Annotated in this window: 14 protein-coding genes and 1 pseudogene; 5 read left to right on the top strand and 10 right to left on the bottom strand. The window is 71.1% G+C overall.

Annotated elements, in window-relative coordinates; all coding sequences use genetic code 11:
- Nucleotides 1–129: 129 nt before the first annotated feature.
- The 7 genes from ACIRS4_RS33560 to xylB all read right to left on the bottom strand — a co-directional run bounded on the left by ACIRS4_RS33560 (nucleotide 130) and on the right by xylB (nucleotide 8772).
- Nucleotides 130–1224, bottom strand: a complete 1095-nt coding sequence (locus ACIRS4_RS33560; RefSeq protein ID WP_404203272.1) for an ABC transporter — start codon at nucleotides 1222–1224, stop codon at nucleotides 130–132.
- Nucleotides 1221–2153, bottom strand: coding sequence for an ABC transporter ATP-binding protein (locus ACIRS4_RS33565; RefSeq protein WP_404203369.1), 933 nt, complete (start codon nucleotides 2151–2153; stop codon nucleotides 1221–1223). The genes ACIRS4_RS33560 and ACIRS4_RS33565 overlap by 4 nt, the downstream gene beginning before the upstream one ends.
- Before the next feature lie 4 nt (nucleotides 2154–2157).
- Nucleotides 2158–2586, bottom strand: coding sequence for a GntR family transcriptional regulator (locus tag ACIRS4_RS33570; RefSeq protein WP_404203274.1), 429 nt, complete (start codon nucleotides 2584–2586; stop codon nucleotides 2158–2160).
- Nucleotides 2587–2940: 354 nt separating this feature from the next.
- Nucleotides 2941–4464, bottom strand: a complete 1524-nt coding sequence (locus ACIRS4_RS33575) for an aldehyde dehydrogenase family protein (RefSeq protein ID WP_404203276.1) — start codon at nucleotides 4462–4464, stop codon at nucleotides 2941–2943.
- 142 nt (nucleotides 4465–4606) lie between these two features.
- The gene (locus ACIRS4_RS33580) at nucleotides 4607–5872 is read right to left on the bottom strand and encodes a GAF domain-containing protein (protein WP_404203278.1); all 1266 of its coding nucleotides are present in this window, start codon (nucleotides 5870–5872) and stop codon (nucleotides 4607–4609) included.
- A 162-nt stretch (nucleotides 5873–6034) separates the two neighbouring features.
- The gene (locus tag ACIRS4_RS33585) at nucleotides 6035–7240 is read right to left on the bottom strand and encodes an ROK family protein (protein WP_404203280.1); all 1206 of its coding nucleotides are present in this window, start codon (nucleotides 7238–7240) and stop codon (nucleotides 6035–6037) included.
- Nucleotides 7241–7317: 77 nt separating this feature from the next.
- The gene (gene xylB, locus ACIRS4_RS33590; protein WP_404203282.1) at nucleotides 7318–8772 is read right to left on the bottom strand and encodes a xylulokinase; all 1455 of its coding nucleotides are present in this window, start codon (nucleotides 8770–8772) and stop codon (nucleotides 7318–7320) included.
- A 138-nt stretch (nucleotides 8773–8910) separates the two neighbouring features.
- On the opposite strand from xylB, the gene xylA reads away from it, so the two are divergent.
- Nucleotides 8911–10077: a xylose isomerase gene (gene xylA, locus ACIRS4_RS33595; protein ID WP_404203284.1), complete on the top strand. Its 1167-nt coding sequence runs from the start codon at nucleotides 8911–8913 to the stop codon at nucleotides 10075–10077.
- A 381-nt stretch (nucleotides 10078–10458) separates the two neighbouring features.
- Nucleotides 10459–10758, top strand: coding sequence for a hypothetical protein (locus tag ACIRS4_RS33600; protein WP_404203286.1), 300 nt, complete (start codon nucleotides 10459–10461; stop codon nucleotides 10756–10758).
- A gap of 119 nt (nucleotides 10759–10877) precedes the next feature.
- Here ACIRS4_RS33600 and ACIRS4_RS33605 read toward each other — a convergent pair whose 3' ends face one another.
- The 3 genes from ACIRS4_RS33605 to nadC form a co-directional block, all read right to left on the bottom strand.
- Nucleotides 10878–11687: a class I SAM-dependent methyltransferase gene (locus ACIRS4_RS33605; RefSeq protein ID WP_404203371.1), complete on the bottom strand. Its 810-nt coding sequence runs from the start codon at nucleotides 11685–11687 to the stop codon at nucleotides 10878–10880.
- Nucleotides 11688–12057: 370 nt separating this feature from the next.
- Nucleotides 12058–12912, bottom strand: coding sequence for a PhzF family phenazine biosynthesis protein (locus ACIRS4_RS33610; protein WP_404203288.1), 855 nt, complete (start codon nucleotides 12910–12912; stop codon nucleotides 12058–12060).
- A complete protein-coding gene (nadC, locus tag ACIRS4_RS33615) occupies nucleotides 12900–13838 on the bottom strand; it encodes a carboxylating nicotinate-nucleotide diphosphorylase (RefSeq protein ID WP_404203290.1) in 939 nt (312 codons plus the stop codon). Before nadC ends, ACIRS4_RS33610 begins: the two co-directional genes overlap by 13 nt.
- Before the next feature lie 91 nt (nucleotides 13839–13929).
- Here nadC and ACIRS4_RS33620 point away from each other — a divergent pair, with 91 nt between their 5' ends.
- The 3 genes and pseudogenes from ACIRS4_RS33620 to ACIRS4_RS33630 all read left to right on the top strand — a co-directional run bounded on the left by ACIRS4_RS33620 (nucleotide 13930) and on the right by ACIRS4_RS33630 (nucleotide 15308).
- The gene (locus tag ACIRS4_RS33620) at nucleotides 13930–14355 is read left to right on the top strand and encodes a winged helix-turn-helix transcriptional regulator (protein WP_404203292.1); all 426 of its coding nucleotides are present in this window, start codon (nucleotides 13930–13932) and stop codon (nucleotides 14353–14355) included.
- A 274-nt stretch (nucleotides 14356–14629) separates the two neighbouring features.
- Nucleotides 14630–14873, top strand: a pseudogene (locus ACIRS4_RS33625) (carboxymuconolactone decarboxylase family protein); the annotation flags it as partial.
- A gap of 141 nt (nucleotides 14874–15014) precedes the next feature.
- Nucleotides 15015–15308 (top strand): DUF1330 domain-containing protein, encoded by a 294-nt coding sequence (locus ACIRS4_RS33630; protein WP_404203373.1) that lies wholly within the window; start codon nucleotides 15015–15017, stop codon nucleotides 15306–15308.
- The last annotated feature ends 87 nt before the right edge of the window (nucleotides 15309–15395 follow it).

Genomic DNA, 15395 nt, shown 5'->3' on the forward strand with positions numbered 1-15395 from the left:
GGAACAGCTCCCATAACTCGTCCGGCACCAGCCGCTCAACTATCCCCACCACGGCCGACAGCCTACCCAGGCAACCAAATGAGATGACGTCTTAGGTGATTCAACACATGCGGGGGCGCGAACGGCTACTCAGACGAGCCGCTTACGACCCGCGAAGAAGAGGAACGCCACGACGCCGGCCGTCAGGGCGAACACAATCGACGCCCCGAACCACTGCATACCGTTCATCTGTGACATGGGGATGTAATCCATCGACGCGCCGACGATGTCCGCTTTCTTCATGCACAGCTCAGTCGCCTCTTCCGTCTGCGCTTCCGTACACGTGGTCACGTCCAGCAGTTTTCCGCTGCCGGTGAGATACGAGACGTCGAGCAGGGACGCGGTGCGGGGCATCTCCGGAAATATGACCGGGTCGCCGGGGCTGACAGCCTTGCTGGTGATCGTGACGATGTCACCGAGCGACATCTTGAAGTGGCCCCAGACCGCCTGAAGGGCGGCGGTGAAACCGAGGGTCACGACCATGGCCACCAGCGTGCGACGCAGCACCACACCGATCGCCGCCCCGCCGAACACGGAGAGGAGGGTGAGGGCGACGGGCACCGGGCCCGTGGTGTTGAAGAAGCCGCTGGAGGTCCAGTCGATGCCCGGGTAACGGGACTTGAGGGGGCTCCACCACCAGGCGAACACAGCCGACAGCGTCACCGTGCTCACCACGACCACCAGCCCGGCCAGCCCCAGTTTCGCGGCGAGCCAGCGGCCGCGGCTCACGGACTGGGCGGCGATCAGCTTGGACGTGCCGTTCTCCAGGTCCCCCGCGAGCAGCGGGGCGCCGAGGAGGACACCGAGCATGATGGGGATCGCCGTGAGACCGGTGGTGACGGAACTGAACGCGTCGATGTGCTGCTGGACCTCCTTGTCCCCGTCGTCGAGGCTCTTGGCGGGAAACCCGTAGGCGTCGAGGAAGTCCATCAGCTGGCCGCGCTGGTAGACGATCCATGCCGCGCAGAGCACCGTGGCGGCGATGATGGTCCAGAACGCGGCCCGGTGCTGGCGCCAGACCAGCCAGGTCATACCGCTGAGGCGGGGGCGCCGGCTGGTCTCCGTGGTGGTCGCGTTCCCGGCCCCGTGCCTGGATGCGTTCTTGGTTCCGTTCATCGTCCCGTTCATCGTCCGGTTCGTTGTTCCGTTCCTGCCGTCGGTCGAGGGGCTGGTGAAGGTGCTCATGCCGCCACCGTCCCGGCGCCGAACGCCTGGCCCTGTACCTGGGCGGTGGGGGTGAGCAGCGGTGGTGCGTCGGGTGAGCGGAGATAGGCGAGCAGGAGTTCCTCCATGCTCGGGGCGGACACCTCCCAGGGGCCGGTGACCGGGCCCTCGGGGCGGATGAGTGCGGTGAACTGCCGTCCGCTGGTCCGGGCCTCGACGAGGGTGTGGTAGCCGAGGCCGGCCGGCAGGCCCTCGCCCTCCCGGGCCCCGGTGACCACCGTGTGCACGGTCATCAGTTCGTCCACGTCACCGGCGAGGCGCACTCCGCCGCCGGAGACGACGACGAGGTAGTCGCACACGTTCTCCAGTTCGGCGAGGACGTGGGTGGACATCAGCACGGTGGTGCCGCGCTCGCCGGCCTCGGCGAGGAGGGTGCCCATGAGTTCGTGGCGCACGACCGGGTCGAGGTCCGACATCGGCTCGTCGAGCAGCAGCAGGTCGGGGCGCTTGCCGAAGGCGAGGGCGACGGCGACGCGGGTGCGCTGGCCACCGGAGAGGGTGCCGATCTTCGCGTCGAAGGGCACGTTGCCCGCGCGGACGATGTCCTCGGCGGCGCGCTGGTCCCAGCCTGGGTTCAGCTCCCGCCCCAGCCGCAGGGTCTCCGCCACGGTGAAACGACGGAACAGCGGCTTCTCCTGCGCGAGGAAGGCCGTACGCCGACCGGACTCCACCGAGCCCGGCGCCTCGCCGAACAGACTGAGCGAGCCCTGCGTCGGCTTCAGGATATGGGCCGCGATGCTCAGCAGCGTGGTCTTGCCCGCCCCGTTGGGACCGACCAGCCCGCAGATCCTGCCCGCCGGAAGCCGGAAGGTGCAGTCCCGCAGCGCCCAGCCCCGCCGGTAGCGCATCCCCAGTCCGTACGCCTCGAGCGCCGGCTCCCCCGCGTACATGACGTCACTCACCTGTGCTCCTCGTTGTCGTGGCCCCCGTGACCGCCGTGGTCCCGGTGGCGTACTGCTTCTCCAGCGCCGACGCGACCAGCGCGGCCACGTCCTCCTGCTCCAGACCGGCCCCGGCCGCCTTCGCCATCCACGCCACCAGTTCCCCGTACAACGGCGAGTCGGTGCCCGTCTCCGGGCGGCCCAGCGTGCGGCGTACGAAGGTGCCCTGGCCCGGTCGGGGTTCGACCAGGCCCTCGCGCTCCAGCTCGCGGTACGCCTTGAGGGTGGTGTTCGGGTTGACCGCGCTCGTCTCGGCGACGTCCTTGGCGGTGGGCAGCCGGTCGCCCGGCACCAGTACGCCCAGCCGCAGGGCCTGTTTGGTCTGCTGCACGATCTGCTGGAAGGCGGGGACCCCGCTCCGCCTGTCGATGCGGTACTCCACGGCCACCACTCCCTTCCATCATCATTCCACTACTTGATTAGTGGAATGATGATGGAAGGGAGTGGCGGCCGTTGTCAACGGGGTCCGGGAACGGGCCGGAAACAACAACACCAAGTTCCTCGACCTCACCGAGGTCAGCGCACGTATCCGGGCCCTGATTGACTGCTGGATGTCAGGGACATGTCAAAAGAGGAAACGCAGATACCGCCCGGGGTGCTCCGACGAGGGCCCGTCTGGTGGACCACAGGGCCGTGCCCTCGGGAGTCGGCGCGCAAGCCGGGCTCGATCGACAGCGGGCTCAGCGAAGGGCGCCTGACGGGTGAAAACCCAGGTCAGGCGCCCTTTCACATGGGTCTAGAAGAAGCCCAGCTTCTTCGGCGAGTACGACACCAGCAGATTCTTCGTCTGCTGGTAGTGCTCCAGCATCATCTTGTGCGTCTCGCGCCCGATCCCGGACTGCTTGTAGCCGCCGAAGGCCGCGTGGGCCGGGTACGCGTGGTAGCAGTTCGTCCAGACCCGGCCCGCCTGGATCGCCCGGCCCGCGCGGTACGCCGTGTTGATGTCCCGGGTCCAGACGCCGGCGCCGAGGCCGTACGACGTGTCGTTGGCGATCTTGACGGCGTCGTCGAAGTCGTCGAACGAGGCGACGGAGACCACCGGGCCGAAGATCTCCTCCTGGAAGACGCGCATGCGGTTGTCGCCCTCGAAGACCGTCGGCTGAACGTAGTAGCCGCCCTTCAACTCGCCGTCGTACTCGGCTCGTTCACCGCCAGTGAGGACCTTCGCGCCCTCCTGCCTGCCGATGTCGATGTAGGAGAGGATCTTCGCGAGCTGATCACCGGAGGCCTGGGCGCCGATCATCGTGTCGGTGTCGAGGGGGTGGCCGGGTTTGATCAGTTCCGTGCGGGCGACGGCGGCGCGCAGGAAGTCGCCGTAGTTGCCCCGCTGGATCAGGCCGCGCGACGGACAGGTGCACACCTCACCCTGGTTCAGCGCGAACATCGTGAAGCCCTCAAGGGCCTTGTCACGCAGGTCGTCGTCCTTGTCCCACACGTCGTCGAAGAAGATGTTCGGCGACTTGCCGCCCAGTTCAAGGGTGACCGGCTTCAGGTTCTCCGCCGCGTACCGCATGATCAGCCGCCCCGTGGACGTCTCACCCGTGAACGCCACCTTCGCCACGCGCGGGCTCGACGCCAGCGGCTTGCCCGCCTCCTCTCCGAAGCCGTTGACGATGTTCACGACGCCCGGCGGGAGCAGGTCGGACACCAGACTCATCCAGTAGTGGAGCGAGACGGGAGTCTGCTCGGCCGGCTTGATGACGACCGCGTTCCCCGCCGCCAGCGCCGGCGCGAGCTTCCAAGCGGCCATCAGGATCGGGAAGTTCCACGGGATGATCTGCGCGACGACACCGAGCGGCTCGTGGAAGTGGTACGCCACCGTGTCGTCGTCGACCTCGCTGAGGGAACCCTCCTGTGCGCGGACCGCGCCGGCGAAGTAGCGGAAGTGGTCGATGGCCAGCGGGATGTCCGCGGCCAGCGTCTCGCGCACCGGCTTGCCGTTCTCCCAGCTCTCCGCGACGGCGAGCGGCTCCAGATGCGCCTCCATTCGGTCGGCGATCTTCAGCAGGACGTCGGAGCGCTCGGTCGCCGAGGTGCGGCCCCAGGCCGGCGCGGCCGCGTGCGCCGCGTCCAGCGCCCGCTCCACGTCCACCGCCGTACCGCGCGCCACCTCGGTGAAAGGCTGCCCGTTCACCGGACTCGGGTTCTCGAAATACTGTCCCCGAGCCGGCGGCACGTACTCCCCGCCGATGAAGTGGTCGTAGCGCGCTTCGTAGGAGACGATCGCGCCCTCCGTGCCGGGCGCCGCGAAACGGGTCATGGTGGCCTGCCTCCCTCAGCAGCGCTGCCCGCCGTCGGGCAGCTCTCCGCCGGAGGTTAGGGAAGCGGAGGTTGCAACGAGGTTGCGAGGCCGCGGTGGTGGCCTCGCCCTCTCCGCATGCCTCGCGGCAGCGGTCTGCCTGTCAGCGTGGCCAGTCCGCCGGTGCCCTCAGTTCCGACTCCAGCGCGCCCAGGCGCGCACGGATCGTCGCCGTCGGACGGGCCGCCGCCAGCGCCCGCCACACGGCGAGGTCGTCCTCGCCCCACGGCGTGTACACCCAGTCCGCCAGCAGATCCGGGTCGCTGCGGGCGATCAGCGCCGCACGCAGGGCCTCGGCGAGGCGATGCCTGAGTCGTACGACCGCCGGCGCCCGCGACACCGGCAACAGCGGCCCTGCGTATGCGGAAACGGCCGCAGTCACCGCTCCTGCCGCCAGGCGCCGTTCGACGGCCGTGACGTCCGACTCGACGGCCGCCGTCACTCGGTACGGGCGCGAGGCCAGCAACCCCGGGCCCAAAACCCCGCGCAGTCGAGCGAGTTCGGCCCGAAGTGTCACCGGCGTCACCGACTCGTCCTCGTACAGCGCGCAGAGCAGCTCGTCGCCGGTCAGGCCTTCCGGGTGATGCGCGAGCAGCACCAAGATCTCACTGTGCCGACGGCTCAGCCGCAACGTTCTCCCAGGGGACGTCAGTTGTGCCTCGTCCCGGCCCAGCGCGGCCAGCTCGAGCGTGGCGGATCGGGGATGATCCGGGGCGAGCAGCGCCAGGTGGGACTCCGCGGCGCGCGCGACCGCCTGGACGAAGCCCAGGCTGTGCGGGTGCGCCAGTCCGTTCCCTCCGGTGATGTCCACCGCGCCCAACACCCGCCCGGTGCGGGGATCGTGTACGGGGGCCGCGGCGCACGTCCACGGCTGCACGCGGCGGATGAAGTGCTCGGCGGCGAACACCTGAACCGGACGGTCCACGGCGACGGCCGTGCCCGGAGCGTTCGTCCCCACCGCGTTCTCCGCCCAACGCGCTCCCGGCACGAAGTTCATGCGCCCCGCCTGCCGTCGCGTCGCCGGGTGGCCTTCGACCCACAGCAGTCGGCCGTGCGCGTCGCACACCGCGAGGAGATGCTCCCCGTCGGCGGCGAACGTGCCCATGAGCTCGCGGAACAGCGGCATCACCCGCGCCAGCGGATGCTCGGCCCGATAGGCGCCGAGGTCGCCGTCGGTCAGCTCCACGTTCGCCGTGCCGTCGGGTCCCACGCCTGCCCGCGCCGAACGCCGCCACGAGTCGGCCACGACGGGCCGCACCGGCCGCGGCACCGTGCCCGCCGCGGTGAACGTCTCGTGCGCGCGCCGCAGTGTCCGTACCCGCTCGGCGGGGTCGGCCCCCGGCTCCAGGGCCACCCAGGGATCGGTCAACTCGGCCTCCCGGAAGGCGATGCTGGGGACATCGTCACTTCGGGTGTGCGTCGAGGCAACCGTTCGGGGCGGGGGTGTGTGGCCCGGTCGCAACAGGATCGCCCCCCTGTTGCCCCTTTGACGTCAGGTCGGGCGTCGTTGGCGGGAGGCCGGAGGTGCCCCTCACCGCCCCGACACGGCCGCCGGATCGTCCAGCACCGTCCGCACGACGGAGTGGGCGGCTCCGAGCAAGGGCCCCTCCGGGCCCAGCCGGGAGACCAGGACGGGGCACGGGGGGCCTGCCGTTCGCCGGGCCAGCTCCGATTCCAGTGACGGCAGCAGCCATGGCGCCAGCCCCGCCAGAGCGCCGCCCAGCACGACGCCCTCGGGGTCGAGCAGGTTGAGTGCCCCGGTCAGTGCGATGCCCAGCGCCGTGCCGGCCTCGCGCAGGGCGTGTCGTACGTCTTCGTCTCCGTCCGTCGCCCGGCCGGCGAGCAGGCCTACGCGGTCCCCACCCGGCTCCAGGCCCGCCGCGCGCAGCACCGCCTCCTCGCCGGCGTACTGCTCCAGGCAGCCCCGCCCGCCGCACGCGCATTCGGGGCCGTCGGGGTGGACCGGCACGTGGCCCAGTTCGCCCGCGAAGCCGCGTGTGCCGCGCAGCAGAGTGCCGTCCACGACCAGCGCGGCGCCGATGCCGATCTCGGCCGACACATGCACGAAGTCCCGTGGGGTGTCCTCGACGAGCCAAAGCTCGGCCAGACCACCGAAGTTGGCCTCGTTGTCCACCGTCAGCGGGTACGCGTCGGGCAGCAGCGGCCCGAGGTCCACGTCGTTCCAGTCGAGGTTCGGCGCGCGGACGATCGTGTGGCCGTCCCGTGCGACGAGGCCGGGGACGGCCACGGCGAGCCCCGCCGGCCACAGCCCCTCGCGTTCCGCCTCCGCGACGACCTGGCGCACCAGGCCGGTCAGCTCCCCGATCACCGGCTCAGGGGCCCGGCCCCGGTTCGTGCCGTGCCGCACGGCACGCGCACGGACTTCCCCGCGCAGATCGACGGCGCACACCGCCAGGTGGTCGACGCCGACCTCGGCGCCGATGCCCGCCGGGCCGTGCCCGCTCACGGCGAGCGCCGAGCCCGGCCGGCCCACGCGGCCGGGCCGCTCCGGGCCCAGTTCCTCGATCAGGCCGGAGCGTATGAGCTCGTCGACGAGGGTCGACACCGCCGCCCGGGTCAGACCGATGCGCGAGGCGACCGCGGCCCGCGAGAGCGACCCCTCCGCGCTGACGGCGTGCATCACCCGGGCGAGATTGCGCCGGCGCATGCCCTGCTGGGTGTCGGGCAACGCGCGGGCGCGGCCGGTCGGGCGGGCGTCGTGCGGCGGTGCGGTCATGCCGTCATACCTTTTGTCGCTTCATCGCTTCATCGCTTCGGTTTTCCCGATCCCTGGGTGAGCGGTGCTCCCGATGCTCAACGGGCGGTCATGCTTCGTTCGGACCGCTCCAGCAGCGGGGACGCGTCGGAGAGTACCCCGGCGATCCTCGCGAGCGTCGCCTCGTCCCGCTCCACGGCGTCCAGGACCGGGCCCCGGGCGGTGTTCCAGCGCCGGGCCACCGAGGCGGGGTCCTCGCCGGTCAGCAGTCCGGCCGCCTGAGCCGCCGCGCCCAGCGCCACGAGCTCCTTGGCGTCGGGGATCTGTACGGGCCGCCCGGACAGCCTGCGCACCGTCTGCTGCCAGGCCGCTCCCCGGGCGCCGCCGCCGATCAGGAGCAGCGGTGCTGTGCGGTCCGCCTCCTCCGCGAGGACGAGGTCGAGTGCGCCGAGCAGGGAGTGGACGGCGCCGTCGTAGGCGGCCTGGAGTAGCTGGCCGGCGGTGGTGTCGTGGCGCAGGCCGTGCAGGAGGCCGGAGGCGTTCGGCAGGTTCGGGGTGCGTTCGCCGTCCAGGTAGGGGAGGAGGGTGAGTCCGGCGGCGGGCTCGACGGCCTCGCGGTCCAGGCCGAGCAGGGCCGCGACGCGGTCGACGGCGAGCGTGCAGTTCAGGGTGCAGGCCAGGGGGAGCCAGTCGCCGTGGGCGTCGGCGAAGCCGGCGACCGTTCCCGTGGGGTCGGCGGGACGCCGCTTGGACACCGCGTACACCGTGCCCGAGGTGCCGAGGCTCAGCACCGGCGTGCCGGGACGCAACCCGAGGCCGAGCGCGGCCGCCGCGTTGTCGCCGGTGCCCGGAGCCACCAGGGTGCCCTTGGAGAACGGCAGGTCATGGCTGTCGCGTACGGTGCCCGCCACCTCGCCGGGCCGCACCACACGCGGGAGCAGTGCGGGGTCGAGACCCACATGGGCGAGGATCTCCTCGTCGTAGCCCTCCGTCCCCGACGCCCACCAGCCGGTGCCCGAGGCGTCGCCCCGGTCGGTCGTGCCCTCGCCCGTGAGCCGCTCGGTGAGGTAGTCGTGGGGGAGCCGTACGGCCTTCGTCGCGCGCAGGGAGTCCGGCTCGTGCTCGGCGAGCCATGCCCACTTCGTCACCGTGAACGAGGCCGCCGGGACGGAACCGGTGCGCTCCGCCCACGCCTTCGCCCCGCCCAGCTCCTCCACCAGCCGGTCCGCCTGAGGGGCCGAGCGCACGTCGTTCCACAGCAGCGCGGGGCGCACCGGCTCGCCGTGCTCGTCCAGTGTCACCAGCCCGTGCTGCTGCCCGCCGACGGACACCGCCGCCACCTCGTGCGCCGCGTCGCCGCACTGACGCAGCGCCTCCCGCAGCGCGTCCCACCACTGGCGGGGGTCACTCTCCCGGCCGGCGCCGGAGGTCACCGTGTGCGGCGCCTGGCCGCTCGCGACGACTTGGCCGGTGGCCGCGTCGACGATCAGCACCTTGGTGGACTGGGTGGACGTGTCCACGCCGGCGACGAGCGGACCCTCGGCTGCTGACATCGGGCTCTCCTCAAGTTTTTGCGCGGCTCTGCGGGATCTGTCTTCCCAGGGATGCGTCCGCATACTAATTTGTAAACGGCCATGACGAAATAGTCGGCGAGCAGTCGGCGAGACAGTCTTCGAGCAAGGAGCCGTGGCATGAGCTACCAGCCCACCCCGCAGGACAGGTTCACGTTCGGTCTGTGGACCGTCGGCTGGCAGGGACGGGACCCGTTCGGCGACGCCACGCGGCGTGCCCTCGACCCGGTCGAGACGGTGCAGCGCCTGGCCGAGCTGGGCGCCTACGGCGTGACCTTCCACGACGACGACCTGATCCCGTTCGGGTCCTCCGACAGCGAGCGTGAGGAGCACGTCAAGCGCTTCCGGCAAGCCCTGGACACCACCGGCCTCACCGTGCCGATGGCCACCACCAACCTGTTCACCCACCCCGTCTTCAAGGATGGCGCGTTCACCGCGAACGACCGTGACGTGCGCCGTTACGCCCTGCGCAAGACGATCCGCAACATCGACCTGGCCGTCGAGCTCGGTGCGAAGATCTACGTCGCCTGGGGCGGCCGTGAGGGTGCGGAGTCCGGCGCCGCCAAGGACGTGCGGGTGGCCCTCGACCGCATGAAGGAGGCGTTCGACCTCCTCGGAGAGTACGTCACCTCCCAGGGCTACGACCTGCGCTTCGCCATCGAGCCCAAGCCGAACGAGCCCCGCGGCGACATCCTGCTGCCGACCGTCGGCCACGCGCTCGCCTTCATCGAGCGTCTGGAGCGACCCGAGCTGTACGGCGTCAATCCCGAGGTCGGCCACGAGCAGATGGCGGGCCTGAACTTCCCGCACGGCATCGCGCAGGCCCTGTGGGCGGGCAAGCTCTTCCACATCGACCTCAACGGCCAGTCCGGCATCAAGTACGACCAGGACCTGCGCTTCGGCGCCGGCGACCTGCGCTCCGCCTTCTGGCTCGTCGACCTGCTGGAGAGCGCCGGCTACACGGGCCCCCGCCACTTCGACTTCAAGCCGCCGCGCACCGAGGACCTGGACGGAGTGTGGGCGTCGGCCGCGGGCTGCATGCGCAACTACCTGATCCTCAAGGAGCGCGCCGCCGCCTTCCGCGCCGACCCCGAGGTCCAAGAGGCCCTGCGCGCCTCCCGCCTCGACGAGCTGGCCCAGGCCACCGCCGCAGACGGTCTGCAGGGCCTGCTGGCAGACCGCACGGCGTTCGAGGACTTCGACGCCGACGCGGCCGCCGCCCGCGGTATGGCCTTCGAGCGGCTCGACCAGCTGGCCATGGACCACCTACTGGGCGCCAGGGGCTGATCACCCACGCGTGTGTGCGGGGGCCGTCGGTCGAAGGGCTTCGCCGGCCGCCGTGAGCCGGCCGCGAGGCCGATGACCGTCATGAGCGGCCTCCGCACGGAATACGCCGGAATCATGCCCTCCATGGCATGAGCGCGTACCAACTTCCGTGCGGAGGTCGCGCTCCGGGCGGTGCGCGGCGACGCTGGACGCATGGCCACGCCGCCCGTACCGCCCCAGCCGCCGGGCCCTCCCGGCCCTCCCGGTCCGCCCTGGTCGTCGGGACCGCCCGGACCTTCCGGTTCCTCCGACGGCACGCCGCCCTGGGGCGGCTTCGGGCCACCCTCCCCGCCGCAGGGCCCGCCTGGCGGCCCCGGCAGGCGGAGGAGCCCGCTCTTCGCCGTGCTGGCGCTGCTGGCCCTCGCCGTGGCCGTCGCCGCCGTGATTCTCATGGCCACCGGAGGCGACGACTCGCCGGACGACGGCCCTCCCGTGAGCGGCAGCTCCTCTCCCGCGCCCTCGGTCAGCCTTCCGGTGGAACTGCCGAGCGGCTTCCCGAGCGAATTGCCGTCACGCCTCCCGACAGCGCTGCCGTCCGGCTTCCCCACCGAACTGCCGACCCAACTGCCCACCGAGCTTCCGAGTGAGCTGCCGAGCGACCTCGAATCGCTTCTGCCCTCTTTAGGAGGATCACTGCCGTAGCCGACGTGCCGTCCGGTGCATCCACGCGCAGGTGTCCGCAAACAGGTGTCCGCAAGGCGAGCCCCGCACGCACGTGTGGCGCGCGGGTGCCGTAGGTGTACGCGTGCCGCTGTACGGCGTCAGCGGCGCCCGTGAGCCAGAAGCGCCGCGTGGGGCAGCGTCAGGCCGCCTGTGTCGTCGGTGAACTCCGAAGCGAACAGCTCGAAGTAGCGCTTGATCTCGGCGCGGACCTCAGGGGTCTGGCTCTGCACCATCTGGCCGCCGAACGCCACGCCGCTCGCGGGGCCGCTCCACCACTCGTCGACGCTCGTGCGGTGGTCCCAGCGCAAGGTCTCACAGTCCGCCTCGCGCAACTCCGCCGCTGTCAACAGGTCGGCCAAGCCGCTCTCGTCGCGGCGGAAGTCGTCCTCGGCGGCGAGCCCCGTGGGCAGGTGGGGCGGACGTTGCGCACCCGCGGCCTGGATCGCGCGGCCGAGGAGGGCCTGCCCCGGGGCCGGCGGCGCGGCCCAAATCGTCAGCGCGATCCGGCCCCCGGGCTTCAGTACGCGGCGCAGCTCTTCCAGGGCGACCTGGGGCCGGCCCACGTGGTTCAACACGAAATTGGCCACCACGGCGTCGAACTCGCCGTCGGCGAAGGGCAGCTCGGGCAGGGCGGCGACGCGTACGCGTGCGGTCGGCGCTGCCCGCTCGGCCAGCTCGATCATGCTGGGTTCCGCGTCGACGGCCGTCACCCTCGCGGCCCGTGCACAGGCGGCGGCAGCCACTGTTCCCGGCCCGGTCCCCACGTCCAGGAGCCGCGCGCCGGGTCCCGCCGCCACGGCGTCCAGCAGCAGTGGTACCGGATGGGCGCACAACTTGGCGTAACTGGCGGCGTAGGAGGTGCCACGGCCCGCCCATATCAACCGTTCGCACTTGTCGAAAGTGGTCAGTGCCATCTGTCCTTCGTTCCCCGTGATGAACCGTTTCGGTCCGCGGTCAGTTGGAGCAGACCGCGGTGACCAGCGTGAACGAAGCGTAGAACGACTTCTCAGCCAGGGTGGCGAACCACCGGCGCCCGCGATCTCACGATCCGAATGTGGCCGCGACGGCCACCATCACGCCCTCAGCCGCCGCCTGCGGAGCAGCCCGAGCCCGGTCGCGCTGCCGCCCCAGGGCACCGTCGGCGCCGAGGCGGGAACGGCCTGGTGTCCGCTCCCGCCCGACGCACCGCACGAACGCTTCGTCCTGGCCGCACCGGCCGACGGCCGGTGGGTGGCTCTGCTCGGCACGCAGCCTGACCGGTCCTGAGTGCCGCAGGTCTCAGCGCACGACCGTTCGCGCGATCGTCGCTTGGCCGCCGACCCGGATTCGGTGCTCCGCGCCGTCGTGGTGAACGGTTGCTGTGATGGTCGACGGGCAGCCGAGGTGGTCGCCCATGTCGACGACGAGGCGGTCCGTACCGGATCCGGCCGCGTGCGCGGCCAGGCAGGCCGTGCTGTTGGCGTTGGCGATGTCCTCGGGGACTCCGATCGACGGCGCGAACATCCGGGCTGCCGCCCGGCCGTGTCGGTCCGGGAGCGAGTAGGCGTAGCAGCCCAGCAGACCGTGGCGGTCGCAGGCTGCGCGCAGCAAGGTGAAGTCCGGGGTGAGGTCGGCCAGTACGGCGCGGGACCGGACGGGCAGCAGAAGCCTCGGCCGCCCGTTCGAGGCCACGCGGGCGTTCCCGGCGACTGCGTCCTCGGGCAGTCCGAGGCCGCGTGCGATCGCCTCCAGTTCGGGCCCTCGGACGTCGCTCAGACTGACCGGGCCTGCGTCGAACGATGCTGTCAGGCTGTCACGGTTTCGGGTGGCCCGGCCCTCGAAGCTGCGGTGGGTCGTCCGCAGGACGGCGCGGTAGTCGTCGCCGCCTTCACGTTCGGCGAGCAGCGCGAGGGCGGCGACGGTGCCGTGGCCGCAGGCGGGCAGTTCGCCTGCGGCGGTGAAGAACCGGAGGGCGTACGAAGGATGGACGCGCTCGGCTCCGGTCGCGCGGAGGAAGACGGCGTGCGACGCCCCCAACTCCGAGGCGACACGGCATCGTTCCTCGTCGGCCCACGGCCCGTCATCCAGAACGGCGGTCGCGCTGCCACCCCTGCGCTGTCGCTGACACGCGTCGACGATCGCTACCTCGGGCATGGCGCCGGGCCGGTGGTCAACAGCATCGTCAGGTCGAGTGCGGGAGCGCTGTGTGTCAACGCTCCGACCGAGATGAGGTCGACGCCCGTTTCGGCAATGGCGCGGACACTGTCCAGGCGGACGGTGCCCGAGGCCTCCAGCAGGACCCGGGGAGCGTCGGCCCGTCCGGCCCGCATCTTCACCACCTGCTCGATGTCGGCCAACGGCATGTTGTCGAGCATGATCCAGCGGGCCCCGGCATCGAGCGCCTCAGCAGCTTCTGTCACGGTCTGCACCTCGACATCCACCTCCACCGTCTGCCCGGTACGCGCCATCCCGCGGCGGACCGCTTCGATCGCTGCGGTCACCCCGCCCGCCGCGGCGATGTGGTTCTCCTTGAGCAGGACCATCGCCGCGAGGTCGAGCCGGTGGTTGCGGCCACCGCCGACGGTCACCGCGTACTTGTCGAGGGCACGCAGGCCCGGTGCCGTCTTGCGGGTGTCCAGAATGCGGGTCTCTGTCGCGGCCACGGCCTGGACGTAGCGGTCGGTCAGTGTCGCGATGCCGCTCAGGCGCTGCAGGAAGTTCAGCGCCGTGCGCTCGCCGGTGATCAGGCTGCGCGCCGGACCGGACAGGCGTAACAGGACGTCGCCGTCGGTCAGCCGGGCGCCGTCGGTGACGCGCGCCTCCATCTCGACCTCGGGATCGACCTGCGCGAAGACCTCGGCGACCACGGGGAGGCCGGCGGCGATGCCGCTCTGCCGGGTGCGGACTTCGGCCGTGGCCGCCAGGTCTTCGGGAACACTCCACGCGGTGGTGATGTCGTTCCCCGAGGCGTCCTCGGCCAGGGCGGCGGCGACGGCGGTTCGTCCCGCGGCCGAGGGAAACTGTGTCGTGGTCATCTGGTCTCCATCTTCGAGTGGGCGTTTGAGCCTGGCGGTCACCACGACGGTCCCCTTCGTTTCGTTTTCCGAAGCGCTCGCCGATGGTAGCGTTTCGGAATCCGAAGCATCAACCTTGGAGGCTGGACTCCACGCCATGCCAACCCCCAAACCCGGCAAGCCAGTTCGTGGTTCGACCACCGGTCGGCCCCTCATGGCCGCACTCGACCTGTTCGGACGGCGGTGGAGCCTGCGCATCCTTTGGGAGCTGCGCGAGGGCCCTCTTGGGTTCCGCCCCCTGCAGAAGCAGTGCGACGACATGTCCTCCAGCGTGATGCGGCAGCGCCTGACCGAACTGCTGGATGCCCACGTGGTTCACCAACTGCCCGACAGCCGGTACGAGCTCACTCCACTGGGGCGGGATGCCTCCCTCGCGCTCGGCCCCCTCGTCCAGTGGTCGGAACGCTGGGCGGCGATGCTCGACCCGCAACCGGTGCACCGCGACAGCGAGCTGCCCGCCGACGGCATCTCGCGTCCCGACGCCGTGGGCGACGGGACGCCCGAGAGCGGTTCTGCCGGCTGACCGCCCGCGCGGCCTGGGTCGACGGCGCGCCCGGAACCTCCGCCGGTGCGGCGCTGCAACTCCCGGAAGCCTGTCGGGGCTTGACTCGGTCCCCCACAGGGTGCCCGGTGTCCAGTGCCACCCGGGCAGATCGAGTGCAGCCGTGACCGGGCGCCCTGAATCGGACCCTCGTACCGGTGAGCCCGGCCGAGGCGTTCCGGCTTCCAGGCCCACCTCTTGCGCTTCGATTTTCGAAGCGCCATAGTGATTCGAAAGCCGAAGCAAGGGGGTGGCCGTGCCGCGCATCGAACCGCTCACTCCGCCGTATCCCGCGCCCATCGGCCAAGCACTGCGCCGATGGATGCCTCCCGGCGTGACACGAGCTGCTCACGCTGTTCCGGGTATTGCACCGCAACCCGGAACTGGCCTCACGCATGTTCGCCCTGGTGGCCCGCCTGCTGGGCCACGGACTTCTTCCCGCCATCGACCGCGAGATCGTCATCACCCGAGTAACCGCACGCACCGGCTGCGTCTACGAATGCATCGTCTTGACACCACGCCGTCATCAGCCAGTTCCTTGCGAACCGCGCTCTGAGAGGCCCGGTGAACCGTCGCCGGAGCCGATCGATCTGAGTGTCGACTCGAAGCCTGGCACGCTTGTCCGACCACAGGAGGTTTCCATGGCCAAGGGCTACTGGGTCAGCGTCTACCGCACCATTTCCGACCCCGAGAAGCTGGCCGCCTACAACAAGCTGGCTGGTCCGGCCGTCCAGGCCGGGGGCGGGCGGAGGCTCGCCGTCGGCGGTCGGGTCGTCGCTCACGACGCCGGAATCGCCGAGCGCACCGTCCTGATCGAGTTCGACACCTTTGAGCAAGCGGTCGCGGCACGCGAGAGCGCGGTGTACCAGGAGGCGCTTGCCGTCCTTTCCGACGGCGTCGAGCGCGACTTCCGCATCATCGAAGGCGTCGACTGACCGGCGTACTGACGTTCAGGCCGGCCTGGCGCCCCGCTGGCCTCGTCGGCAGGACTCACGCTCGCCCGAAGCGAACCGCGAACCGGA

This window comes from Streptomyces sp. NPDC101166, assembly GCF_044768125.1.
In the GTDB taxonomy this organism is placed as follows: Bacteria; Actinomycetota; Actinomycetes; order Streptomycetales; family Streptomycetaceae; genus Streptomyces.

Bases quoted from the DNA above. Each gene is read 5' to 3' on its own strand.
- ACIRS4_RS33610 (WP_404203288.1), bottom strand. From the start codon at position 12,912: ATGCCCGAGGTAGCGATCGTCGACGCGTGTCAGCGACAGCGCAGGGGT.
- xylB (WP_404203282.1), bottom strand. From the start codon at position 8,772: ATGTCAGCAGCCGAGGGTCCGCTCGTCGCCGGCGTGGACACGTCCACC.
- ACIRS4_RS33585 (WP_404203280.1), bottom strand. From the start codon at position 7,240: ATGACCGCACCGCCGCACGACGCCCGCCCGACCGGCCGCGCCCGCGCG.
- ACIRS4_RS33620 (WP_404203292.1), top strand. From the start codon at position 13,930: ATGCCAACCCCCAAACCCGGCAAGCCAGTTCGTGGTTCGACCACCGGT.
- ACIRS4_RS33565 (WP_404203369.1), bottom strand. From the start codon at position 2,153: ATGTACGCGGGGGAGCCGGCGCTCGAGGCGTACGGACTGGGGATGCGC.
- xylA (WP_404203284.1), top strand. From the start codon at position 8,911: ATGAGCTACCAGCCCACCCCGCAGGACAGGTTCACGTTCGGTCTGTGG.
- ACIRS4_RS33575 (WP_404203276.1), bottom strand. From the start codon at position 4,464: ATGACCCGTTTCGCGGCGCCCGGCACGGAGGGCGCGATCGTCTCCTAC.
- ACIRS4_RS33560 (WP_404203272.1), bottom strand. From the start codon at position 1,224: ATGAGCACCTTCACCAGCCCCTCGACCGACGGCAGGAACGGAACAACG.
- ACIRS4_RS33630 (WP_404203373.1), top strand. From the start codon at position 15,015: ATGGCCAAGGGCTACTGGGTCAGCGTCTACCGCACCATTTCCGACCCC.